We start from the raw sequence: 23,551 nt of genomic DNA, 5'->3' as shown, positions 1-23,551 counted from the left end.
ACTAGGTGCAGGAACACTTAGGCCGCCTGACCAAAATCACTAACGGGAGTAGTAAAAATGGCTAATCAAGATTCTACAAGCCCCGCCGACTTTTCTGACCGCCGTGTAATTCTCACCACCTATGACGATAAGAGACTGGCGCAAGTTTCTGATGATTCAATTCGCTATGAACAGTCGTGCGATGAGCCGACATACCTTGTCATACGAAAGAATGCTGCGAATGAGTCATTGACTAAGGCAGCGGCAAGGTTTGGCGTAGAAATACGCGACCTGATCGAGTTTAGAGCGCACCAAGCAAGATAACCAGTTTAACCATGCCTACCGCGACGGCGGGAAAACAAGCATTGCACCTTTGCTTGCTGGCATGGTTTCCGTTTTAAAGGGGATAGGGGAAATATTAATGTTGCAGGATATTAAGCGGCTGGATGACCTGCCGAAAGAATTTAGTTTAAAAAAATACGAAGGCGCTTGCCGTCTTGATCTAAAAGGATGGGCTGCGGCTTTAAATAACAGATTCGATTATTGGGTAAGTCAAAAATATCTAAAATCAGATTATGACAAATCAAAGGCTAAAAAATGCTCAGACGAGGGGTGTAGACATTGTAATGACAATATTCAATATCACGAATTTGAAGCATTAAAAAAGCGCTGGCTTAAGCAGATGGAATCTCCTCTTTCCATTGATATTAACGCAGCCATAAACGAAGATAGCATTTGTTCTGTGCGAGATATGACGCTTATGGACTTTGGATATCAATCTTCATTTTTTGCAAAGCCCTCTCGATCTAAATATTTATGTTTGGTCAATGCAGTGCTTTCCGATGACGATTTAGAAGAAAATTCATTTTTTGAAAGGTGCTTAATGGAGAGGGAAAATCAAACCTTACTAGGCACTTCTATCCGTGATTTATACAAAGAGGAAGGTATTATTTTTGGCACAGATTTTTTCGTAAGTGTTGACATTGCCTCAACCGACGAAAAGTTGATGTCTGACTTTCAAGCATGGCTTAAAAGTAAAAGGACTATTGAGAATTTACCAGCGAAAAAAAAGAAATTTACGGATAAAGATTTTAACGAATGGACTGAAAAAGCAATCTTACCTTATCTTGATCTTACAATATGGGCACTTTTTAATGATCTAAATATTACTCAAGCACTAATGGGCGAATGTCTGTTCCCTGAATGTGATGTCAATGATGCTGAGCGAATACGCAAAACAGTAGCGCCCAAAGCAAAAGAAATGATGACGGAATCTTTTGTTTATTCTTTATTTGCTCAAATCCGAACGGGACAAGCGGAATGAATTTGATCATTTCTCGTACCGGTATAAAAAATAGCTTTTTTCGTCCCTCGACCAAAATTTAGCTGGTTCTTATCCTTTGCATCAAGCCAATACAGGCGATAAATTGCAAACGATAGGAAACCATGAGCAACCAATCAAACCCAGCACCACAAAGCAAAACCCTCCCAGCCGAAGGAATGTGGCGCTGGAATCAGTTAAAACCCCATCTTCCCTTTTCAAGAGAAAAATTTAGACAATTAGTTAAACTCGGCCGCGCACCGCAGCCGATTAAGTTTTCGGAAAGATGCACGGCATACAGCCTCGCAGAAATAAACCGCTTTATAGCTGACCCTTTGAACTACCGCGCGGAGGTAAGCAAATGAGCGACCGCATATTGTCCACCTGCATTTTGTTGGAGATCATTCCAGACCTTGCGCCCGTGGTTGTTTTGGCCTTGTGTTTGGCGATAAGGGGAAGCGTATGAGCGTCCCTGAAAAACAAAATGCCTCCGGTCAGGGAGGCAAATACTTCACTAAGCTGGCGGGCGGTGTGAAATTAAAAAGCAATATCTTTCGATGTGGCGTTCAGCATATCAGCAAACTCCGGCAAGAACTAGAAGCTAATAATCTGGGGCTGAAATCAGCATCCGGTGAAGCGCAAATAACGACCTTACTTGAGGTTTTAAAGTATCTTGGTGATCGCGGCATCAACACCAAAGAGGGTGAAGGCTGCGGCTATTTCAGGATCGCCACACGCATACAAGAGCTGAAGGAAATGGGGCATTGCATCTTGTCAAAGAGAGAGGGAATCATTGGCGCTGACGGCCTGATACATAACGGCATCGCCCGCTACGTTTTACTTCGGGAAAGTGATATTAAAAGTCCTCAAGGTGAACTGGATTTAGGGGGCGTCTATGACCACTAATTCTTGGATAGATCAGCTACATTTCCTGCTGGAGAGGTTTTCCTATTTGGGGATAGGTGAAGACCTGGCATCGATGGATTTAATCGAGCTATGGGGCGTTTATCACTATTTGCGACGATTGGCAGAGGGATAGCATGAGCCGATCAAAAGACCGTGCGTTAAAGGCCGCAAAGGAGGCACGCGGCGGCGGGCAATTTCTCGCGCTGCCAGTTGGTGTACTCCAAAGCCAAGCCCTCGCCAATCTCTCGCCCTACGCGTGTAAGTTGTTGCTTGATATTGCCAGTCAATGGCGGTTAGGCTGGAATGGTGACTCAAGCACAGCGTTTGAAAAAGTCTTACGTGTTCGTGGCTGGCGTTCTAAAACGACGTTGCATAAGGCATTACGGGAGTTGCTGGCGTCTGGCCTGATCGTGCAGACGCGTCTAGGCTCACTCCATCAATGCAGCTTGTTTGCGCTGGGCTGGCTGGCAATCGATACCTGTGGCGGCAAGCTCGACATACAAGCAACGACCCGCCCCATGAACAATTGGTTAGACCCGATCAAACCAAAAGAAAATAAAGCGCCCAGTACAGCACGTGTACCGATACAACGCAAAAACACAGATTTAGGTACAGCACGTGTACTAGACGGATAGGCATAAATGCCTTTTAAGTACAGGAGGTGTACCTAAACGGGTATTTTTATCTCGCTGTAGTGTTCAGCACGTGGACACCTCTATAGATTTACCATCTCTATACAAGAATGAAAAGTGGGGGGAAAAAGGAATAGCCGCATGACGCACAATATCGAAAATCACAAAAAGCATGTTGGCGCTGATGGTAAATACCTCGAATAACCCTGCCCAACAAAACGAGCATTTGCCTTTGTTGGAAAACACCTGAAGGCAAAAATACAGCTCGGCGGCGACCCCAGCGCCAGCCGCACAATTGCTGTTTGATGGTACGCAGATAGTACGCACCTGATGTGCCTTTTATGGCCTCGGAAAATTCAAACTCAACCACGCACAAGCAAACAGTATTTGATACGGTTTCGTTCGGGGTTATAGTGAAACGCGATGAGATAATGTGCCGAATCACGCTAACGAAAATACGTCAGATGCTGTGGAATTTCCGCGCAGATAAGTGCGCAGAAAATGACACGCAAGCATCTGCAAATGCAGCATGAAAGAAAACACCAACTTGCCGATAACTTGGTCGGTTGAATAATCAGAGCAATACGCGCGCGAGGCGCTTTGATATCCTGCAATGCAGGGCGTCCGGAGGCTGTATGCGCCCTTCGTTTCAAAACGAACCCCATGAAAGCGAATGTCAATTTGTAGATGTCTTTGCTGGTTGAATGGAGTAGCGCCGGAGCGACGCTCAGATGTGAGCATCACATTGGCACAGTACGCGATGAGGTTCAAGCCGCTGACAGGTTGGATAGTGGTGGAGGGGGCGGGGAAAATGTTGAGAAGAACGCTTTACGGAAACCGTTTGGCTACCTTTTTACGCACACCCGCGAAATGAAACAATTTTTTAGGATGGCTGCAAATGGCTTAGGAGGCTCCTACAGGTCTGGTTTAGTTTGAGGGAGCGTGGAGGCTCGGACACAGACACTTTTTGCGATGGCAATACTTGATGGACTATCTAATTGCGTTAAGTGATAGTTAAATGCTATGGTTTGCTGAACTGATATTTTTTGCATCCATGTATGCATCCATGAGAAAGTTATATAGAAGACGAACCCTTTATATATAAGCTTCTTATGATGTTGTTCGATTCCCACAGCTGCCAAAAACATGTAAAAAAGGGTGAAATCAAGTAAGATTTCACCCTTTTTTCTTTGTGTAATCAACCTCTTAGCGTTATGTTTTGCAAATTGACGTAAAGCTATGTAAAAGGTAGGAAGTAGGTAAAAAGTAGGTAACTTAAAAAAGTTACCTACTTTTGCCGTGACCCTGACTGCAAAGCAGATTGACGCTGCAAAACCCAAGGACAAACCCTATAAAATCCGCGACATCGAGAGGCTATATCTCTATATTTCTGCCGCCGGATCAAAATCATGGAAGTGCGATGGTGATGTTGATGGTCGGCGCACGACGATCACGTATGGAAAATATCCCGATCTTTCTCTTGCTGAGGCCCGCCTGAGAAATCTTGAGCATAAAAAAGCCCCGGTTGAGCGCGTAAAGATGGCGCCGACATTTCGCGAGGTTGCGCTGGAGTGGCTTGAAAAGAAAGTCCCTTCGCTCTCCAATCCAAAACGTCGGCATCAGACCATCACATCGCTTGAGCAATTTATTTCTAAAGTTGGTGATCTGGCGATCGATAAAATGCCGCTGGCCGTGCGAATGATGTACTCGATCACGTACTCGCCACAACACCGAAAGCAAAAAATCGATGCTCATTGAGCAGCCTCTCCATCGCCTTCACACCTCAACTAACGACTCCTGCGTCCTTAGCTTTACCGTTTCCCGCACTAGTGGCTGGAGATCCATTGATAGCCAATAGGTCGAATAAGTAGAAAGGTTTACTATCTACACTGGCGACATTCCACCGTGGGCTATCTCAACCTGGTTCAGTTTGAAAATCTAAAGTGCGCCTGGCGGAAGTATCTGTGACGTCGGGAAAGGCCAGTTTCAGCATCAACGCAGCTGGGCTGTATGTTATTTACCGTGATTTTACGAAGACCTTGTTAACGTGCGCAGCGCGAAGTTGCCGCTGCGCCTTATTTTGCACGAACACCTTTAAACAGTAGATAACTCAATCGCGATAGACACGTTCTGGTACGTTGGGCAAGGTGAGAGCGAGGTCGGCAATTTGGTCCTTCCGCAGAAAGACGACTCCAGAATGGCTTTTGGCGTAGGTGATGAAGTCGTCCAGAGCTTTGACGCGGCCTGGCGTGCCGGCGATGCGGTCGTGGGTGGATATCGACATCATCCGACGCCGGCTGGCAGATTCTGAGTAGAGCTGGTCGAATTCATCACGGAGCTCTTGACCGAATGCAGCAGCGGTGAGCGGACCTTCAGCGCCGAAGCGAGCAATATCGTTCATGCGCAGTGTGTAGGGTACGACGGCGAAGGGTAGACCATTGATCTGGGTGCGCATAGGTTCGTCTCGCGACAGATCATCGATGTGATAGCGAAAGCCGAGCGAGGCAAGGATGCTCAGCGTGTTTGGGGTGCCGCGTAGCCAAAACGCATTGAAGCCAGTAGGACGTGTGCCAGTGGCGGCTTCAATGGCAGCAATATTGGCTTCGTAGGAAGCACGTTCGGTCGCGTTGTCCATTGTCCAATGTGGAGTCCAGGTTTGCCCGTGTGCGGCCGCTTCGTGGCCGCGGGCGACGATTTCGTGCGCTAGTTCAGGATGTTTACGCACCGCTTCACCCACCATGTGCGAGGTGACTTTGATGTTGTGTTTGTCCCATAAGTTGAGCAGGCGCGGGATACCTTCATAGATGCCGTAGTCGAACCATGTCCGTGCGGGTAGATCGGGCAGGCTTTGCTCCATGACTGGGAATGGTGAGCCATTATTGTGTTCGCTTTGGGCACCTGCTTCGAACTGCATGGAGATGGAAATTACTAGCCGGATGTTATCGGGCCAAAAGGTGTGTGGAGTTGGCATGCATATTTCCTTATCCGGCGATCAATGCGCCGCTGTCGAGATCGATTACCGTGCCGGTGAGGGCACGGGCTTGCATGGCGAAGAGGTAGGCCGCGGCTGTGTCTTCGGGGCTGGCAACAAAGCCAACTGGGAGAGTGCTACTGAGCTTGTCAAATACGGCGGCACGGGAATTCTCGTCCAGATGGGCCCAGTTGGGAGTATCGACGGGCCCCGGGCTGACGGCGTAAAAGCGCAATGGAGCTAGTTCCTTTGCCAATTGCCGGACGGCTGCTTCGAGTGCAGCGTTAATGAGCGTTTTGGCGAGGGCATTGATCGTAGGCTTGCGAGCCAACATGCCGGAGGTGAAGCCGATGGAACCACCGCCACGGATGCGCGGTGCTGCGTACTTGGCCGCCAGCAGGCTACCGTAGAGCTTGCTGTCCACCGCATCATGTAGGGCAGAGAAATCTTGTGTGACGAGTGGCGAGGCTCCGATGGGGGCTGCAGCGGTGACGACGAGGTGATCAAACGTACCAATATGCTCGAAGAAATCAGCGACTTGGTTTTCGTCGTGTATGTCGAGCACTTCGGTAATGATTCCAGGGATATCCTGGGCGGCTGCGGTTAGCTTGTGGGCGTCCCGCCCAGCGATGTGGACTTTCCCGCCTTGCGCGGCAGCGCCACGGGCAACGGCCAGGCCGATACCCGAACTGCCGCCGATGACGACAATTCGTTTGTCTTTGAGTGACATGATAGTTCCTAGGTTTTAGTTGTTGGAATTAGTGACCGACAATGCCCAACTGTTGCAACAACGTCAGGTTGTCTTCCAGGTGCCAGTTCTCGGCGATACGCCCGTCGGCAATCCGATAAATATCGGTTGCGATGAAATCTACTTTTTGGCCCTTACCCTGTACGCCGTTGAAGTGCCCGGTGAAGTGCCCGGTGAAATGCAGACGGCCCACCACGCGGTCACCGACAAGGAGCATTTCATCGACCGAAGTAACGAGATCGGGTACGGCAGCTCGAAAATTGCGGGACGCAAATAAGGGACCTTCAATTCCTTGTGGGCGGCCGGTCGGCAAAGTACGGTCGATAAAGTTGCTGTCAAGCGCCGCTTTGGCGAAACTGGCATCGCCCGTGTTCCAAAAGGCGTAGTAGCGACGGGCGGCGAGGCTCATAGACTCCTGCTGCGAGGGTGCAATGCCCTTATCGACGATAACGGAGGGTGCGTCAGGCAGAGCGGAACTATCGGCCGCACTGGCGGCGTTGCCCATGAATGTGATCGTGACGGCAATGATTAGTTGGTGAAGTTGAAAAGTGGTCATGGATATGTCCTTTAACGATTATTCGTCAGCCACTTGCTGACGTATCGCTATTTTTATCTTTATTAAATTGGAATAAAATGGATGAAAATATATAAGCATCTGTTCCATTTTAGAAAAGATTGAGAGGCTTCCATGGTAGAGTTAGCCGATATGCGTCTGTTTGTGAGCACGGTGGCTTGTGGTAGTTTGTCTGCGGCGGGGCGTGAGCTTGGTTTTTCTCCGGCAGTGGGTAGTAAGCGACTAACGCGTCTGGAGGCGGATTTGGGAGTTCGACTGTTGCAGCGAAGCTCTCGTCGTTTGACGCTGACGGAGGAGGGGGTAATCTACTATGAACGCTGTCAGGCGATTTTGGCCGATGTAGCTGATGCGGAGGCCGCCGTGGGCAGTGTCCGGCAAGAGGCGCAGGGCGTGTTGCGGGTATCTTCCCCAGTGGCGTTGGGTCGTCGTTGGATCGGACCCGCCTTGGCTGAGTTGGCATTGATGGCACCAAGGTTGTCTGTTCAACTGACGCTGACAGATCAACTTGTTGATTTGATTGAGGGCGGTCTGGATTGCGTTGTGCGTATTGGTGGCGCACCTGATTCGCGGCTGATCGCGCGGTATCTCACGGATAATCGCCGTATCATCTGTGCAGCACCAACCTATTTGAACCAACGTGGCATACCTCAGACGCCGGCAGAGTTGGTTGCGCATGATTGCATCGTAATGAGTCGCAGCAGTGCATCCCATGCAGACTGGCGTTTGGAGCAGCGCGATACGGGTCTGCAGACGACCATAAGGGTCAAGGGGCGATTTGCAACGGATAATGGTGAACTTGCCCACGACTGGGCGCTGGCAGGCATGGGCTTGGTGCGCAGGTCTTTCCTCGACGTTTCGGGCGAGTTAGCCAGTGGCCGTTTAGTGGAAGTGCTGCCACAGTGGACTGGTGAGCGCGCCCCTGTGCAAGTGTTGTACGCATCGCGCAGACATTTGCCGGCGAGGGTGCGACTGTTTATCGATCACTTGGCGGCGATGTTTGCGCGTGCAGCAATGTAGTACGCTAAAGAACACTGACGGAAAAATCGACGCATGGCGCAAAATTCGTTTCGCTTCTGCCCATAGAAATACCTAAGCCGCCGGAAGGCTTTTGAAACATGCTTTACAGGCCGAAATGAATGAGCGTATGGGTGTCGGCTATGGTGCAAATCCTCATAATTCACTTCTTGCAAGCCTGATTCGCCTTAAATCTGCAAGGTTACCCTTTACCCTCGTCGACTGCTTCGTAAAGTAGTCCCTTGCAGGGTAAGAACATTGTGCCGATCCGCTCAGATATAGACCAATCGTTCTTAAAATGAATGCTGATGCCTCTGCTTCAAATCTTTTGCGCGCTGCTTGTGGCTCTGACGTGGGGCGAGTGCAAAAGGGGCACTGAAGTCAGCTCTCCAGTGCCATCTAAGTGTCAGTTTACTGACTAATTTTTCTGACCAACATTACTGACTGATGAAATCCAACAAGTCCTGATTCAAGCGGTCTTTGTGCGTGTCTGTGATACCGTGAGGTGCACCTGGATACTCGATGATTTTCGCACCTTTGACTAATTTGACGGTCGCTCGCCCTGAGGTTTGAATCGGAACGATTTGGTCATCGTCACCATGAATGACCAGGGTCGGCACGTCGATGCGTTTCAAGTCTTCTACAAAATTGGTCTCGGAGAATGCCTTGATCGAGTCAAAAGTCCCTTTGTGCGAGGCCGTCATGCCTTGCAGCCAGAACGCGTCGATCAAACCGGCGGAAGCGCTTGCGCCGGGGCGGTTGAAGCCGAAAAACGGACCACTGGCAATGTCTTTGTAGAGTTGCGAGCGGTTTGTGGTTGATCCTTTACGCAGGCCATCAAACACTTCCAGCGGAACGCCATCCGGGTTCGCCTCGGTTTTCAGCATCAACGGCGTCACTGCGCTCACCAGAACAATTTTGCTGACGCGCTTGCTGCCGTGCCGGCCGACATAGCGTGCCACCTCGCCCCCACCAGTTGAGAAACCCACCAATGTTACGTCTTTCACATTTAACGTCTCTAGTACGACGCCCAAGTCATCCGCATACTGGTTCATATTGTTGCCATTCCATGATTGTCCAGAGCGACCGTGGCCGCGGCGGTCATGCGCAATCACCCGGTAACCTTTCTCGGCCAGGAACAGCATTTGGGCTTCCCAGCTATCGGAGTTCAGCGGCCATCCATGGCTGAAGACAACGACTTTGCCCTCCTTCGGGCCCCAGTCTTTGTAATACAGCGGCGTGCCGTCTTTGGCTGCGATGAACATGGAAGACGGCTGGCTCACACTTGGCGCGGCAATGGCGGTTTGAGGTGCGGATATTGCAGTCAGGCTGGCAGCTGCGATGCTTGAAGCGAGGAAGATGTTTTTGAAGACTTTCATGATGTTCACTTTCGAATCTGTAAGTTTGTTTGCCAATCGGCAGAACAGAGTTTGCCTGTCTTTGATGTATGATATGTAGCATTGAGTGCACATTATTTTGCAAATAGTTCAAAGATAACAGATATGACAGATCGTTTAGCTTCACTACTCGCACACTTCAGCATCAGTGCCAAAACCTTTCATGCCGGCGCCTTATGCGGCATCAACTCAATGACCGGTAGTGACGGGCTGGGCCAGTTGCACTTGATCCGACAAGGTGAAGTCAAGGTCATGCATGGCTCAAAGCTCGTTGTCCACATCAATGAGCCCAGTCTGCTGCTGTATGCGCAGCCACTTGCCCGGCGTTTTTTGACTGACAAAACGAAAGGGGCAGAGTTCGTCTGTGCCGACCTCAGTTTCGAAGGCGGGAAGGCTAATCCTGTAAGAGCCGCACTACCTGCTTTTGTCTGCTTGCCCTTATCAAGTTTGCGCGATAGTAAGCCCGTGCTGGATTTACTTTTTGCCGAAGCAGCAGGCACTAACTGTGGACGACAAAAGATGCTCGACAGTCTGTTTGAAGTGCTACTGATACAAATTCTCCGCGAACTCATGGAACACCACCTTGTTCAGTCCGGCATGCTGGCCGGGATGGGGCATCCGCGTTTACGCCGGGCTCTGGTTGCTATGCATGACCAGCCAAAACGCAACTGGTCTTTGCATGATTTAGCAGTCGAGGCTGGGATGTCACGGACTTCGTTTGCCAATACCTTCCGTGATGTGGTGGGGGTAACGCCGGTACAGTATCTGCAAAATTGGCGCGTCGGCCTGGTGCAAAAACTACTCGTAGAGGGGCATTCAATGCGCCAGATTGCCGATGAGGTGGGTTACTCCAGCGAAGCAGTCTTGTCACGTGCTTTTCGTACGCAAACAGGAACCTCGCCCCGTGAATGGCGCAAGAATCACGAAGACTCTCGCATAGTGCCGCAATCTTGATGCTATTTATCAAAAGTATGCTGACGGGACGGTATTTTGTGTATCGAACAGAATGCAACGTTACACTTACGGTTCACGATCATACGGTGCATTAAAATTGAGCCCAGAGCCAGACGGGATAATCCGAGTCAGATCAATGCTTTCATGACTGGCGTAGTAATGTACCTTGGTGTGTTCGACGAACACATTGTCAGCGATGCATGGTGATTAATGTAAATCGCGCAGATACTCTGACAAATTTTTGTAACCGCTATTCGCCTCAGTCAATTGCGCACCGCACAGATAAGCGACAAGACTTGAGCGCCCAGCCCGGTTTCATCTATCAACGCCAGTCGGTGATCGGCGAGAGCAAACAGGCGGCTATCAATTGCATTCTAGGCTTGCTCAACTTCAGCTGTAAGAAAATGTTCTTCGATACCAATCCATTTCATGGATTATCTTGGATACTTTGTTGTGCCACACGTGGCTGTACCTCCATTCAGTCCAGTCTTGCATGGTGCCCAATACGCTCTGCACATTAGCCGGGCGGGTGAAATACCAGTTTCGCTTAGGGTGCGACGCAAACGCTGAATGAAGGAGACCTTGCCAGTCAGCACAAACGTCGCTCCCGCATACTTTGCTTCAGAAAGACCTTGCGAATGGGTTGGTACCAAGTGCTGCATTAGGTTCAAGAGCCGCGCGACCCAACGGAGTAAGGCCCATCTCGATACACTGCATGGAATGTAATCAAACTGAGTTTGCATGCACATTCAAAATAAGCCAGAAAAATCAACTCGAAACCTTTGTCTTGATTGAGTTTTCGACATACATACTATCGATCAAGCACCCTTAGATCTTGGCACTTCAGATCTGTCTTTTTTGGTTGTTGACCTGGCTGGCAATGCCGCTAGTGTTTGCACGCAAGATCTGCTTTTTCCTTTGTGCGTTTCAATTTTTGTCGTGCTTTAGCTTCTGATTTGGGTGATGCATTGCGTGCATCTTCTTCGGCCCATTTTACTTGCAAGTGCGCTTTGTCACACTGGCTTTTTTGTTTTTCTGTTTTAGCAGCTTGCCGACTGTTTTCTTTGTCTCGTTTATCTTCTGTTTTGTGCCGTTCGTGTTCTAATCTGGCGGCTTCTTTTTTATCTTGTGCTAACTGATTAATGCGATGCTGTTTTTCGCTTTCGCTGTCCGTTGAGTCTTGCGTTACTTTTTTTCCTATGGCTTTCTGATCATGGGAGCAGGGCGTCTGGCTGTATTGCATCCGCCCATCTTTTTCACATTGATAAATTTCCGCCGCAGACAGATTCTGGACGCAAGAAATACTGAGTAAGAAAACCATCAGAAAACGTTTCATTTACATCTCCCTGATCAGATAATTTTTCCCGGGTTCATCAGATTGTGAGGATCTAAAGCCTGCTTTATCGAACGCATCAGATTCATTTCGATAAGCGATTTATAACGTTGAATTTCTTCTCTCTTTAGAGCACCGAGGCCATGTTCGGCTGAGATCGAACCATGAAAATGGTGAACCTGATCATGCACCAGCCGGTTAACTGCTTCCTGGCTCTGCAAAAATACGTCAGCCGATTGCCCGATAGCAGGTGAAACGTTGTAATGCAAGTTGCCGTCACCCATGTGGCCGAAACAGACTACTCTGCTTCCTGCGAAATGGTGCGCTAATAATTGATTCGTTGTTGCGATGAAGGCGGGAATGCTGGAAATGGGCACAGAAATATCGTGTTTGATATTTTTCCCTTCCTTTGCCTGCGCCATGGAAATGTTTTCCCTGAGGTTCCACAAGGCATTTGCCTGGGTCAGGTTTTCTGCCAGGACGGCGTCAAGGATATGCCCCTGATTTAACTGTGCTTCCAGAAAATCCCTGATGAACACTTTTGCGAGTTCCGCGGATTGATGCTCGGATGTCTCTAATAATACGTAATACGGATATTGTTGCATGAACGGATCAGACTGGCTGGGAATATGTTTGATCACCAGTTGCAGGCAAATCCTGGAAATCAATTCGAATCCGGTCAGGGTGGGACCGAGTTTTTTACTCGCTTCATTCAGTAATAATAAGGCGGCTTCAGGGCTTTCCAGTGCCACCATGACCGTCATATTGGCCACCGGTGCAGGATACAATTTGAGTGTCGCGGCGGTAATGATGCCCAGAGTGCCTTCGGCTCCGATAAAAAGATCGCGCAGATCGTAACCTGTATTGTCTTTACGTAAGCCTCGCAAACCATCCCAGACATCACCGTTTGCAGTGACGACTTCCAGCCCGAGGCATAAGTCGCGTGCGTTGCCATAGCGCAGTACAGCAGTGCCGCCAGCATTCGTAGAGAGATTGCCGCCGACGGTGCAGCTTCCTTCTGATGCGAGCGACAAGGGGTAAAGTCTGTCCACCTTTGCTGCTGCTTGCTGAATCGCGCTAAGCAGGCAGCCAGCTTCCGCGGTCAATGTATTGTTTGCCGTATCAATTGCGCGGATGTTGTTTAAGCGCTTGAGTGAAAGCACCACTGATTTGCCGCTGGTGTCGGGGATACTGCCTAAAACCAGGCCAGTATTGCCGCCCTGAGGAACGATGGACACACCGAAAGATTTACAAATGGTGATCAGCCTGGCGACTTCCTGCGTTGACGCTGGCCGTAAAACCGCTAAGGCATTCCCACGCAGACGTTGACGCCATTCCTGCTCGTAGGCAAATGTGTCTTCTTTATCCGTCAGAACGTAACTGGCACCGATAGCGTTACGGCATTGCTGGATGAATTCAGTCATTCTGAATCTTTCTGGCTTTTTTCGCTTCCTTTTTAATCGGACGTAAATAGCCCAGAACACCGGTGACGTAAGTGATAGAGAGTATAACTTCCATCCAGGCCAGTTTAACTGACAGCAGATTGATGTCGCTATAGGCGCGGACGATACCTTCAGTGAAATACAGCCAGATCAGCATCGAGGTCCATTGCATCGTGTAATTATCTTTGCGTAAAACGCCGCGCAAAGGAATGAACAAAGGTAATGCTTTCAGCATGAGCCAGAAGCTGCCCGCCCTGACTGGTGCCAGCCAGGCTTCCCATAAAATACACAGCAAAATCAATCCAATCAGACTGACACAGGCGAGCAGGTGAAATTGCTTTTGGCGCGCTGTAATCATGATGCTGTATTGAGTTTGACAGCTGTTTCCGCAAGCCTGCGGCCCAGTGCGATTGCCAGACGGCGACTATCTTCGGAGATCGTGTTTTTCCCATCCAATCCGGACCAGTGAGTGGCGCCGTAAGGGCTGCCGCCTGTGGATGTCGTCATCAGTTCAGCTTCGCTGTAAGGCAGGCCAGTGATCAGCATGCCGTGATGCAGCAGCGGTAACATCATGCTTAATAAAGTTGACTCCTGACCGCCATGCAGACTGCCGGTGCTGGTGAATACGCAGGCTGGTTTTCCGCTCAGTGTTCCTGAGAGCCAGTCGGCGGCGGTGCCATCCCAAAAATATTTCATTGCCGACGCCATATTGCCGAAGCGCGTAGGCGAACCCAGTGCGATGCCTGCGCATTCCTTCAGATCTGCGAGTTCGACATACGGTGCACCGCTGGCGGGAATGTCGGATTCGCTGGCTTCTGTTGTCGGCGACACGGATGGCACAGTACGCAATCTGGCATCGCAACCGGGAACACTTTCAATTCCCTGTGCGATAAATTCTGCCAGTTTTCGTGTGCTTCCATGGCGTGAGTAATATAAAACGAGTAGGGTGAGGTTAGTTGTGTTCATATTTATTATTATATTGGGCTTTATTGTGACTCTCTCAGTAAAATAGAGGACTTGTATTTTTTATTTAAGAAATGTATGCACGGACCGTTGTGGAAGCATTTGCAGAATTTGTTTCAGTTTGCCCGCAAGCGATTGCGGGAAGGGCAGTTGTCGCAGGTGGCAGGCAGTCTGACGTTTACCACCGTACTGGCGCTGGTGCCGATTCTGACGGTTGCGCTAGCTATATTCACGGCGTTCCCTCTGTTTAATACTTTCAGGACTTCGCTGGAAGCCTATTTCATCCAGAATTTAATGCCGAAAGGGATAGCCAACACTATCCTCGGCTATCTCACACAGTTCGCAACAAAAGCGACCCGGCTATCGGCCGTGGGCGGTATTGCACTGATGATCACCGCGATTGCAACGATGGCGATGATAGACAAGACATTTAATCAGATATGGCAGGTTAAGCGTTCCCGCCCCATTTTTCAGCGCATTCTGGTGTATTGGGCCATTATCACGCTTGGGCCTTTGCTGATAGGTGCTTCGATTTCAGTGACGTCTTATTTATTTACGGCCACCAGTGGTGTAGTGAAATCAGTTCCGTTTATCGGTGGAATTTTTTATACCACGATTTCTATTGTCTTTACGATGGGCGCGTTTACCTTGCTGTATCTTGCTGTGCCTTACAGAAAAGTTAATTTGCGTGACGCAGCCTGGGGCGGTTTGTTTGCTGCATGCGTATTTGAAATTTCAAAGCGCGGCTTCGCTGCCTTCATTACGCATTTTTCTACTTACACCGTCGTCTATGGCGCGTTAGCGGCGGTACCTATTTTTCTGATCTGGATTTATCTGTCATGGTTAGTCACCTTGATCGGTGCGGTGATTGCTGCTGCGCTGCCGATTGTGAAATATGAGCGTTGGTGGCATGTGCCGACGCCCGGTAGCGCGTTTGAAGATGCGATCAAAATATTGCAGGTACTGTTTTTTGCCCGGCACAGCACAAGTAACGCGATTGTTAATGCTGGGCAGATCCGCGCGCAAACAAGGTTCGGGCTCGATGAGATAGAAGGCTTGTTGCAGCGTATGCTGGAAGCGGGATGGGTCGCGCAGGTGTCGTCGCCAACAGTAACATCCGCTTCAACTTTGTGGGCTCGCAACAGCGATGGTGGTGATTTATGGACGATGGCAGCCAATCCTTCTTTATTGACAATGGCCGATGTCTATAAAGTATTTGTGTTTGAGCCCGTGCAAGGCAGCCGCTTATCTGTCCTCGTTGAAGATGTCATCGAAGTGAGTTTGCAAAAAAATCTGCAAGAGTATTTTCTGACGCAAGAGCAAAAAAATGAAATTTAGTCAGATCACTACCTCGGAATTAGATCCTGGCTTGCTCACGCAATGGCAGCATTTACAGTCGGTATCTCCCGTTTATCGCAGTCCTTATTATCATCCGCAATATTCTCAGATTATCGCAGCTGCGTGGCGGGACGTGCGTGTTCTGGTGATAGAAGACGCCGGGCAGGTGATCGGGTTTTTCCCTTATCACAAAACAAATCGTTTCCGTGCCGATGTCATTGGTGGTGGACTCACTGATTATCAGGGCCCAATCTGTTCTTTTCAGCATCGTTTGCCGATCGGTGAAATGCTGAAAACAATGGGTGTCGCTTACATGGGTTTTAATCATATGCCGCAGGAACGGCTTGATTTCTCTGCATGCGCATGGAGTCATAGCCGTTCATTGACCCTGAATCTGGAAGGTGGTTTTGCAGCCTATGCTCAACGTCTGAATGATAAACGTGATGCATCTTTGCTCAAAAAAGTGGAAACCAATGAGCGCAAACTGGCAAAGAAATTCGGGGCCCTGTCTTTCACCATGGATTCAAGAAGCGCAACGGAATTTGATGCTTTGTTAGTGGGTAAATCGGCGCAATTCACCAGAACGCTGAGTGCTGAGCATGATATTTTTGCGACGCCATGGATACGTGATGTTGTGTATGGAATTTTTTCGCAGCACAGCACAGATTTTGGCGGAATACTCTCAAGTCTATATGCGGGCGATAAGATGATCGCTGCCCATTTTGGTGCGCGCTCGGGTAACGTTTTGCACTACTGGTTTCCTTGGTACGACACGGATTACGCAGAATTTTCACCAGGTTTGATTTTGTTGGCATCCTGCGCCCGAGAGGCGCAGGCGCATCAGATTGAGCTGATAGACCTGGGACGTGGTGAGCAGGCATATAAGCAGCGCTTTGCAACTGGATTCATTCCTCTCTGCGAGGGTGCGGTATCTGCTCCTGCAGCGATAAGTAAAGCGCAGGGCGCTTACTTATTGGCAAGGGCGCATCTGAAAGAATCCAATCTGGGAAAAACGATCCGCGCTTGGAAAAATGCTAAAAAATAAGACGAATGAATGACGGCTCAATAAGCATTTTTATCGCCAAAAACGACTTTCAGAGTGCGCCAGATAATGACGATATCGAGCCAGATAGACCAGTGCTGCATGTAGTACAGATCATAGTCAACACGCGCCTGCATTTTTTCCAGTGTTTCCGTTTCACCTCTGAGGCCGTTAACCTGCGCCCAGCCGGTGATCCCTGGCTTGATCTTATGGCGGAACATGTAGCCAGTCACCAGTTTTCTGTACAGTTCATTGTGCTCAACAGCGTGTGGCCGTGGCCCGACCAGACTCATTTCACCTTTCAGCACATTAAACAACTGTGGTAATTCGTCGAGCGATGTTTTTCTGATGAAGCTACCAAATTTAGTGACCCTGGAATCTCCGACTTTTGCCTGAATCACCGGAACATCTTTCGGTGCTATTTTCATGCTGCGGAATTTATACACATTGATCGGTCGCCCGGCGATGCCGTATCTGACTTGCTTAAATAGTACAGGGCCGGCCGAACTCAGACGGACGCCGATGGCAATCGCAAGTAAAACAGGAGCCAACAGAATCAGACCTATCAGTGCCCCGGTAAAATCCAGTATCCTTTTGGGTAGCGCTGCCAAGCCGATGAATGGCGTCTCGGTCGATGCCAGCACCGGCTGACCTGCTAATTCGCGTAGTTGAATGCCAGGCATACCGAAAATTAAAGATTCCGGAACAAAATAAGTCGTCGCCGTGCTGTCATACAGAACTTCAATAATCTCTTCAAGTTCCGGCGACTCTTTACTGCTCATACCTATAAAGACGATATCCACATTCATTTTCCCGGTTTCCTGATCAACGATCCAGTCAACCGCATCTTCGATATTTCCCAGCTTTTTAATATCGATAGGTGGGCGTAACTCATTCCTGTTATCAAAAAAACCGATCAGGTCTATCGCTGCCAACGGCGAATCCCTTAAAGCATTGACTAATCCAGCAGAAGCTGAATTTGACCAGATCAGCACTGCTTTTCTGCGGCGGGCGGGGTTGGAATAGTAAGCTTTGGCAACAGACCTTATCAGCATGGCGACGCTCATCAGAACAAATGGCGTTATCACCAGCCATAAGAACATGACTTTACGAGACAGTTGTTCCGATGCCTTATCGATATAGGCCGTCAGCAACACGACCATGAAGACGATAAACCAGCGCCAGCTCAATTTGGGAAATAAAGGAAGTGCGTCTTTAGCCTGCAGTGAATTGAGTAACTGGTGACTTGAGAAAACGATGATGCTGGTAAAGCCTGCAATAATGATGCGGATGCCAAACACATCCACATCTGTTTCTTCGACCTGATGCAAAATAGCAAACAAGGTCAGGCAAATTGCGGTACCGAATGCTATTCCCGTCAACACAGAGAGCAAATGTGCCGGTTGCGATGAGTTAGCATGCGAGTGAGAATTGAACATAAGTGCTGATTCTTTTTATTTGGTTTTACTTTTGAAAAATAATCTTTTGATTTGTGCTAACTGCCATTGATGCAGGTGTTTTCTGAATTCCGGATTGTCATATCTGGGAGCATGCTTCAAGGCTGCTTGCAGATAACCGGCGATAATCAGCAAGCCACCAATGATGAAGGGCTTTTCGCGCATCCTGAAGATGCCTGATGCAATTGCATACAGCGGGTGATATCCCATAAACCAGATGCCTCGGCCCCAGCGCAGGCGTCCCCGATAGACATTTTTATCTGAGGAGCCCATCAGCCTGTGGTGCATCAGGATGGCTTCCGGATGATAAAAACTCAGGGTATTCCACCCCTTCATCCTTGCTGTGTGTACATCAATTCCATCCCACAATACTTCTTCGACGAAGCCGCCTATCTGTTCGAACGCGACACGTCGGTACAACTTAAACTGACCTGCGACATGTTCGTCGATGATGATTTCTTCAATTTTTTTTCCATCTTCCTCGCGAAAGACTTTACCGGAAACCGCGGCTAACTTTTCATCCTTCGCAAACTGATCAAACATCATTTCCAGGTAGCGCGACCCAAATGACATGTCGCCATCTAATTTCGCGATGTATTGATAATCCTGGTGTTTGATCTGCGATACGCCATACTTGAAGGCGGCAACAACGCCGCCACCGACTTTGCGGAATCCCCGGTCCGGTCTTTGCACCAGACGGATGAAATCATATTTTTCTGCATACTCACGAACGATGTCTGGCGTTGCATCTTGTGATCCGTCATCGACGATGATCCACTCAACAGGACGTATGGTTTGGCGAACCATAGAATCGAGAGTCAGACGGATTAAGTCTGCTTCGTCGCGAACAGGAGCGATAATGACCAGCGGTACTGTCTGATAGCCACTGGAGTCAACCTTGATGTTGTTATTCAAAACGGGATGCTGCGGGACTTGCTCTGTTGTGGATGGAACCATAGTTTGCTTTCATTCATTTTGTGCAATATTAACGTAGCGAGTGTCGTGCGAACAATTGTTAATAGTTAATAATTGTTATGTTTGTGTTTTAAGTCATGGATATGCGGATGCATTTCAAACGCAAGATATTTTGTGTGTATGACAAAAATTTGCATCTTTATTTACTCTGGCAATATAAAATAAAACGGTTTTCCCTCTAAGCTTAGGTTTAAATGATTTTTACTTCTATTTTGAAATTTGAAGCAAAATTTTTAAGGCGTTTTTGTGCCGGAATTCTGCTGATTTCATTATTTGCTAATGTTTTTGCACAAGAGACTGAGCAAGCGATCAGTCCAAAGCTGAAGGTGGAAAGCCAACTCTCCACTTTGCCCGCAGAGAAAACACCCGCCATTCAGCAGGAACAATCTGCTTTATCTGTACCTGATTTCTCTTCCGACCTGGTAGGAGAAGGCGATCAACTGTTGATTACCGTGTTCGGGCAACCTGATCTGAGCGCTGATGTGATCGTTGGTCCTACCGGTATTATCACCTTGCCTCTGGTGGGAACGATAGACATAAAAGGAAAGACGGCAAATGAGGTAGCCAGTATTTTTTCCCGCAAACTGGAGCAGGGCCAATACTTACTGAATCCGAAAGTTTCAGTCAAAATCAACCAGCAAGTCAGTCGCAGTTTTTCAGTGATAGGCGAAGTGCTGCGTCCCGGGCGCTTCCCTCTGCAGGGGCAGATGAGTATTGTAGAAGCGTTGAGTCTCGCTGGTGGCGTTACTCCAAGAGCGGATAAACATCTGAAGGTATTGCGCAGGGCTAGTCAGAACGGTCACACAGAGTTGCGCGAGTTTACTTCGCTGAAGCTCGATTTTGACGATGAGAAAAACAATGACAGTCTGATGCAAAAAATTCTGCCGAATGATGTGCTGATCATCGGGCAGCAAAAGAATTTCTATGTGTACGGAGAGATCCGCCGTCCCGGAATGTATCCGATGGAGGATGATCTGAATATCGTGCGCGTATTGTCTATCGGCGGTGGCGTTACCGAGCGTGGCTCTGCTTCGAGAATTATTATTCATCGAAAATCAGATAACGGAGAGTTGAAAGAAATTCCGGCACAGATATCAGATACTGTATTGCCGGGTGATGTGGTCATGATTAAAGAACGGATTTTTTAATGAATAAGATGAAAAATCCTTCGGTTGAATTAATACTTTCATTTACACAAATAGGCGCGATGCTGCGTGCCCGTCGCTATTTGATTTTCATTGTGACGATGATTGCGGTGCTCGGCGCAGGTGTCACCAGCATGTTACTGCCGAAAACGTATGTGGCGACAGCAGATATTTTCATTGATTACAGAGTTAATGATCCTATCGGCGGCCGTCAGTTTCATCCTCTGCAGGATGAAAGCTATTTGCAGACGCAGTTTGACGTCATTAAAAGTGTGCAGGTGGCTGAACGTGTGATTGCCGAGTTACATCTGCAAAATTCAGCAGACAGCCGGCGTCTGATTGCCCGATATGGCGAGCAGGGTGGTTTACGTGCACTCGCAGAGTCGATCGCAAAAAATATCGAAGTCGCACCGCATAAAAATAGTCGTGTCATTGGTATTCAGTATTCCGCCGGTACACCGCAGCATGCAAAAGAAGTCGTGAATGCGGTGGTGAAATCTTATATTGATTTATCACTGGAAATGATGAACGCACCGGCGCGTGCGCGCAAAGATCAGTACAACGCGCAACTGGAAACCTTAAGTCGTCAGATGGATGAGATACAAAAAAAACTGACCGCATATCAACAGGAATTTCAGATCGTTGACGTTGACGAACGTGCCGATCTGGAATCCCGGCAAATGTCAGCGTTGAGTACCAAGCTGATGGAAATACAATTGCAAAAGCTTGAGGCGCAGGCAAAGCGACAATCTTTAGAAAAATTACTGAAGCAGGGTAATTTAAATTCTGATATCCCCGAAATCGCAGGTATTGGTCATATATCTGGCCTGAAGGCAGCCCTGATTTCTCTTGATACGCAACTGGCTAACGCTAAAACCACTTTGGGAGTCAGACACCCCCGTTACATCGCGATTCAGGATGAACGAAAAGCTTTGATGGATAAGCTGGAAAAGGAATCGGCAACGGCATTTCAATCCCAGTTGACTGTTGAAAGCAGGCTGGCACAACAAGAAAAAGTGATGGAGGCAGAATTAGCGGGCTATCAGAAAAAAACTTTTGAAAACAAAAAGCACCGCGATGTCATCAGTTCCTATCAACGGCAATTAGACAGCGTGCAGAAAGTTTATAACGCTGCGATACAAAAATTTGATGAGTTGCTGATGACGAGTAATGTTGTCATCTCGAATGCAACCGTTATGCAATGGGCGGAGCTGCCAGAGAAACATGCGAAACCTTTACTGAAAAATAATCTGGTGTTTGGTCTGATTGCAGGTCTGATGCTGGGTCTGAGTCTGGCTTTTTTACTTGAGCTGATGCATAGAAAAGTTCGTTGTCTGGAGGATCTGGAGCGGGAATTTGATGTTCCCGTGATGGCGCAGGTCGGCTTTCATGAAAGGCTGCTGGATAAAGACGTAAATATCGGTCGTATTGCTGAGAGGAAGACGCATGCCTGAATTGAATGAGGCGCAATCGGGCGCAACAAAAATTGGGCGTCTTGGTGAATTGTTTTTACAAAAAGGCTTGCTGACCGAAGCGCAGGTTGAACATATATCTGTCGAACAGCGAGAAAAAAAATTGCGTTTTGGTGATGCTGCGCTTGCATTAGGTTTACTTAGCCAGGCAGAAATTGATTCCGCCCTGGGTGAGCAGTTTGGTGTTGGCAGCAAGGACCTTTATAACGGCAGTGCAGATAAGAAGCTGCGTTTTTTTCACGCGCCTTTTTCCAAAGAAGCGGAAGAAATTCGCGGCTTACGTAGTGAATTGCTATTGAAGTATGGGGCGCAGGAAAAAATCAAATTTGCGTTGATCAGTCCGGGTGCTGCCGAAGGTAAGACATATATGGCCGCCAGTCTTGCAATCGCGTTGTCACAAGTCGGACGAAAAACACTGCTGATTGACGCGGATTTGCGTACCGGTAATTTGCATGAATTGTTTTCGTTGGGGGTTCGCGACGGCTTATCATCCGTCTTGATAGGTCGCCTGGCAATGAGTGACGCCTTAATTCCGCTGATGCCCAATTTGCATATTCTGCCTGCCGGCCCACGTGCGCCGAATCCGCTGGAAATTTTGCGGGCACCAAGACTGCGGGAATTGCTGGATTCATGCCACGACCAGTTCGATGCTTTTGTATTCGATACCTGCGCGGCGTCTGAAAGTTCGGACGCGCAGATGGTTGCACATCAGATCGGCGTTGCTTTACTGGTCGCGCAGAAAGACCTGACGGTATTAAGCGATTTACGTCAGACCAGAAGCGATATGCAAGCGGCAGGGGTCAATGTGATTGGGACGATATACAATCAATACGCGCCGCAGGGCGACAGCACAGGGTTGCGCGCAAGAATATCAGCAGTTCTGCGTCGCTTGCCCTTCTTCCGACGCGCTGTTTAAGATGACGGACGGATACACCAGATGATCGATGTCAGTGTCTGTATTTGTACTTTTCGTCGCCCTCAGTTATTGCGCCGTTTATTACTCGCTGTTTTTTCGCAAAACATACCGGATTGCCAGATTGAGGTCGTCGTCGTCGATAATGACCCGCAACAGTCGGCTGCAACTGTGCTGGCGGAATTCAAAGCAGAGCATCACGATCGATTAATCGTTCTTAATTTAAGTCAGCCGAATATTTCCCTCGCGAGAAATGCCGCGATCCGCGCCGCAGGTAGCGAATGGATATGCATGATCGATGATGACGAGATTCCCCGGCGTGACTGGTTACTGAATTTGTTCAGTACGCAAAAAAAATACTCGGCAGACGTCGTGTTTGCACCGGTGTTGCCCGAATATCAGGATGGCGTGCCTGAGTGGATAAAAAAAGGTGGCTACTTTGACCGGCGTCGTTTAGCGACAGGAACCGTGATCGATCATCGTGATGCCCGTAGTGGCAATGTGCTGGTTCGTCGCACCGCGCTTGCGCAGATTACTCAAGTGCAAGGCGGCACAGAGGGGCCGTTTGATCCGGCGTTTGGCCGCACTGGCGGTGAGGATTCCATGTTGTTCCGTCGTCTCGACGAGTCCGGTAGTCGTATGGTCTGGTGTGACGATGCTCCTGCGCTTGAATTTGTTCCGTTGGATCGTGCCAGGGCAGCATGGTTGTTGCAAAGATCGTTTCGCACCGGGCAATTGTTTATGCGTACAGAGTTGGCAATGTGTCCGCCATCGGCGCGTTCAGGGCATGCGCTCTGGTTGTCTTTCCGCGCAGTTGTGCAGATGGGTATTGCCTCTGTTTTTGTTATCGCGCTGATGCTTTTCGCTCCCCTGAAAGCGTTTCATTGGGCGCGTGTTGCAGCCTCTCAATTAGGTAAGCTGAGCCATTTCCGTGGCAAGGCGTCTGAGGCTTACGGTGATTAATAAATAAAATAA

General features: G+C 48.8%; 24 protein-coding genes. 14 read left to right on the top strand and 10 right to left on the bottom strand.

The features are described 5' to 3' along the window. Positions 1–57 precede the first annotated feature (57 nt). From H8K26_RS06740 to H8K26_RS06715, 6 genes are all read left to right on the top strand, one after another. Positions 58–303: a hypothetical protein gene (locus H8K26_RS06740; RefSeq protein ID WP_190478294.1), complete on the top strand. Its 246-nt coding sequence runs from the start codon at positions 58–60 to the stop codon at positions 301–303. A 49-nt stretch (positions 304–352) separates the two neighbouring features. Then, on the top strand, positions 353–1,303 hold the full coding sequence (locus H8K26_RS06735) for a DUF6387 family protein (RefSeq protein WP_190478293.1): 951 nt from the start codon (positions 353–355) through the stop codon (positions 1,301–1,303). 459 nt (positions 1,304–1,762) lie between these two features. Beyond that, entirely contained in the window at positions 1,763–2,206 is a 444-nt protein-coding gene (locus H8K26_RS06730) for a helix-turn-helix domain-containing protein (RefSeq protein ID WP_190478292.1), read from the top strand. Next, a complete protein-coding gene (locus tag H8K26_RS06725) occupies positions 2,196–2,339 on the top strand; it encodes a hypothetical protein (RefSeq protein ID WP_190478291.1) in 144 nt (47 codons plus the stop codon). The genes H8K26_RS06730 and H8K26_RS06725 overlap by 11 nt, the downstream gene beginning before the upstream one ends. Before the next feature lies 1 nt (position 2,340). Next, positions 2,341–2,841 (top strand): hypothetical protein, encoded by a 501-nt coding sequence (locus H8K26_RS06720; protein ID WP_190478287.1) that lies wholly within the window; start codon positions 2,341–2,343, stop codon positions 2,839–2,841. 1,296 nt (positions 2,842–4,137) lie between these two features. Further along, complete coding sequence (locus tag H8K26_RS06715) at positions 4,138–4,596, top strand: Arm DNA-binding domain-containing protein (RefSeq protein ID WP_190478286.1); 459 nt, start codon at positions 4,138–4,140, stop codon at positions 4,594–4,596. 352 nt (positions 4,597–4,948) lie between these two features. On the opposite strand, the gene H8K26_RS06710 is transcribed toward H8K26_RS06715, so the two are convergent. The 3 genes from H8K26_RS06710 to H8K26_RS06700 are packed head-to-tail and all read right to left on the bottom strand — an operon-like array spanning position 4,949 to position 7,113. Next, positions 4,949–5,809, bottom strand: a complete 861-nt coding sequence (locus H8K26_RS06710; RefSeq protein WP_223826878.1) for a polysaccharide deacetylase family protein — start codon at positions 5,807–5,809, stop codon at positions 4,949–4,951. Positions 5,810–5,819: 10 nt separating this feature from the next. Then, positions 5,820–6,539, bottom strand: coding sequence for an SDR family oxidoreductase (locus tag H8K26_RS06705; protein WP_190478284.1), 720 nt, complete (start codon positions 6,537–6,539; stop codon positions 5,820–5,822). 28 nt (positions 6,540–6,567) lie between these two features. Next, the gene (locus tag H8K26_RS06700; protein WP_186897492.1) at positions 6,568–7,113 is read right to left on the bottom strand and encodes an ester cyclase; all 546 of its coding nucleotides are present in this window, start codon (positions 7,111–7,113) and stop codon (positions 6,568–6,570) included. A gap of 132 nt (positions 7,114–7,245) precedes the next feature. On the opposite strand from H8K26_RS06700, the gene H8K26_RS06695 reads away from it, so the two are divergent. Beyond that, positions 7,246–8,148 (top strand): LysR family transcriptional regulator, encoded by a 903-nt coding sequence (locus tag H8K26_RS06695; RefSeq protein ID WP_190478282.1) that lies wholly within the window; start codon positions 7,246–7,248, stop codon positions 8,146–8,148. A gap of 434 nt (positions 8,149–8,582) precedes the next feature. Here H8K26_RS06695 and H8K26_RS06690 read toward each other — a convergent pair whose 3' ends face one another. Continuing rightward, positions 8,583–9,524 (bottom strand): alpha/beta fold hydrolase, encoded by a 942-nt coding sequence (locus tag H8K26_RS06690; protein WP_190478279.1) that lies wholly within the window; start codon positions 9,522–9,524, stop codon positions 8,583–8,585. A gap of 123 nt (positions 9,525–9,647) precedes the next feature. On the opposite strand from H8K26_RS06690, the gene H8K26_RS06685 reads away from it, so the two are divergent. After that, positions 9,648–10,496 carry an AraC family transcriptional regulator gene (locus tag H8K26_RS06685; protein WP_190478277.1) on the top strand — a complete coding sequence of 283 codons (849 nt, stop codon included), beginning with the start codon at positions 9,648–9,650 and terminating at the stop codon, positions 10,494–10,496. A gap of 886 nt (positions 10,497–11,382) precedes the next feature. Here H8K26_RS06685 and H8K26_RS06680 read toward each other — a convergent pair. Genes H8K26_RS06680 through wrbA form a run of 4 tightly spaced genes read right to left on the bottom strand, consistent with a single transcriptional unit; the run spans position 11,383 to position 14,237 of the window. Further along, on the bottom strand, positions 11,383–11,817 hold the full coding sequence (locus H8K26_RS06680) for a DUF4124 domain-containing protein (RefSeq protein ID WP_223826920.1): 435 nt from the start codon (positions 11,815–11,817) through the stop codon (positions 11,383–11,385). A 29-nt stretch (positions 11,818–11,846) separates the two neighbouring features. Next, on the bottom strand, positions 11,847–13,253 hold the full coding sequence (locus H8K26_RS06675) for an FAD-binding oxidoreductase (protein WP_190478273.1): 1,407 nt from the start codon (positions 13,251–13,253) through the stop codon (positions 11,847–11,849). Then, positions 13,246–13,629 carry a DUF2069 domain-containing protein gene (locus H8K26_RS06670; protein ID WP_190478272.1) on the bottom strand — a complete coding sequence of 128 codons (384 nt, stop codon included), beginning with the start codon at positions 13,627–13,629 and terminating at the stop codon, positions 13,246–13,248. The genes H8K26_RS06675 and H8K26_RS06670 overlap by 8 nt, the downstream gene beginning before the upstream one ends. Continuing rightward, complete coding sequence (gene wrbA, locus H8K26_RS06665) at positions 13,626–14,237, bottom strand: NAD(P)H:quinone oxidoreductase (RefSeq protein ID WP_190478271.1); 612 nt, start codon at positions 14,235–14,237, stop codon at positions 13,626–13,628. The genes H8K26_RS06670 and wrbA overlap by 4 nt, the downstream gene beginning before the upstream one ends. Before the next feature lie 75 nt (positions 14,238–14,312). Between wrbA and H8K26_RS06660 the strand changes: the two genes are divergently transcribed. Then, complete coding sequence (locus H8K26_RS06660) at positions 14,313–15,572, top strand: YihY family inner membrane protein (protein WP_190478269.1); 1,260 nt, start codon at positions 14,313–14,315, stop codon at positions 15,570–15,572. Further along, a complete protein-coding gene (locus H8K26_RS06655) occupies positions 15,562–16,617 on the top strand; it encodes a GNAT family N-acetyltransferase (protein WP_190478267.1) in 1,056 nt (351 codons plus the stop codon). Before H8K26_RS06660 ends, H8K26_RS06655 begins: the two co-directional genes overlap by 11 nt. 17 nt (positions 16,618–16,634) lie before the next feature. On the opposite strand, the gene H8K26_RS06650 is transcribed toward H8K26_RS06655, so the two are convergent. Together H8K26_RS06650 and H8K26_RS06645 are read right to left on the bottom strand one after the other, a co-directional pair. Continuing rightward, complete coding sequence (locus H8K26_RS06650) at positions 16,635–18,053, bottom strand: undecaprenyl-phosphate glucose phosphotransferase (protein WP_186883471.1); 1,419 nt, start codon at positions 18,051–18,053, stop codon at positions 16,635–16,637. A gap of 15 nt (positions 18,054–18,068) precedes the next feature. Continuing rightward, a complete protein-coding gene (locus H8K26_RS06645; protein WP_190478265.1) occupies positions 18,069–19,028 on the bottom strand; it encodes a glycosyltransferase family 2 protein in 960 nt (319 codons plus the stop codon). A 212-nt stretch (positions 19,029–19,240) separates the two neighbouring features. On the opposite strand from H8K26_RS06645, the gene H8K26_RS06640 reads away from it, so the two are divergent. Genes H8K26_RS06640 through H8K26_RS06625 form a run of 4 tightly spaced genes read left to right on the top strand, consistent with a single transcriptional unit; the run spans position 19,241 to position 23,539 of the window. Continuing rightward, positions 19,241–20,194: an SLBB domain-containing protein gene (locus tag H8K26_RS06640; protein ID WP_190478263.1), complete on the top strand. Its 954-nt coding sequence runs from the start codon at positions 19,241–19,243 to the stop codon at positions 20,192–20,194. Then, positions 20,194–21,645, top strand: a complete 1,452-nt coding sequence (locus H8K26_RS06635) for a Wzz/FepE/Etk N-terminal domain-containing protein (RefSeq protein WP_190478262.1) — start codon at positions 20,194–20,196, stop codon at positions 21,643–21,645. The genes H8K26_RS06640 and H8K26_RS06635 overlap by 1 nt, the downstream gene beginning before the upstream one ends. Continuing rightward, complete coding sequence (locus H8K26_RS06630) at positions 21,638–22,579, top strand: polysaccharide biosynthesis tyrosine autokinase (RefSeq protein ID WP_190478260.1); 942 nt, start codon at positions 21,638–21,640, stop codon at positions 22,577–22,579. Before H8K26_RS06635 ends, H8K26_RS06630 begins: the two co-directional genes overlap by 8 nt. Positions 22,580–22,600: 21 nt before the next feature. Then, entirely contained in the window at positions 22,601–23,539 is a 939-nt protein-coding gene (locus H8K26_RS06625; RefSeq protein WP_190478258.1) for a glycosyltransferase family 2 protein, read from the top strand. Positions 23,540–23,551 lie beyond the last annotated feature (12 nt).

This window comes from Cognatundibacterium aquatile (genome assembly GCF_014699135.1).
GTDB classification, from domain to species: Bacteria; Pseudomonadota; Gammaproteobacteria; order Burkholderiales; family Burkholderiaceae_D; genus Undibacterium; species Undibacterium aquatile.
Note: the sequence above shows the minus strand (reverse complement) of the source record. Positions and strands in the feature narration are given on the sequence as shown.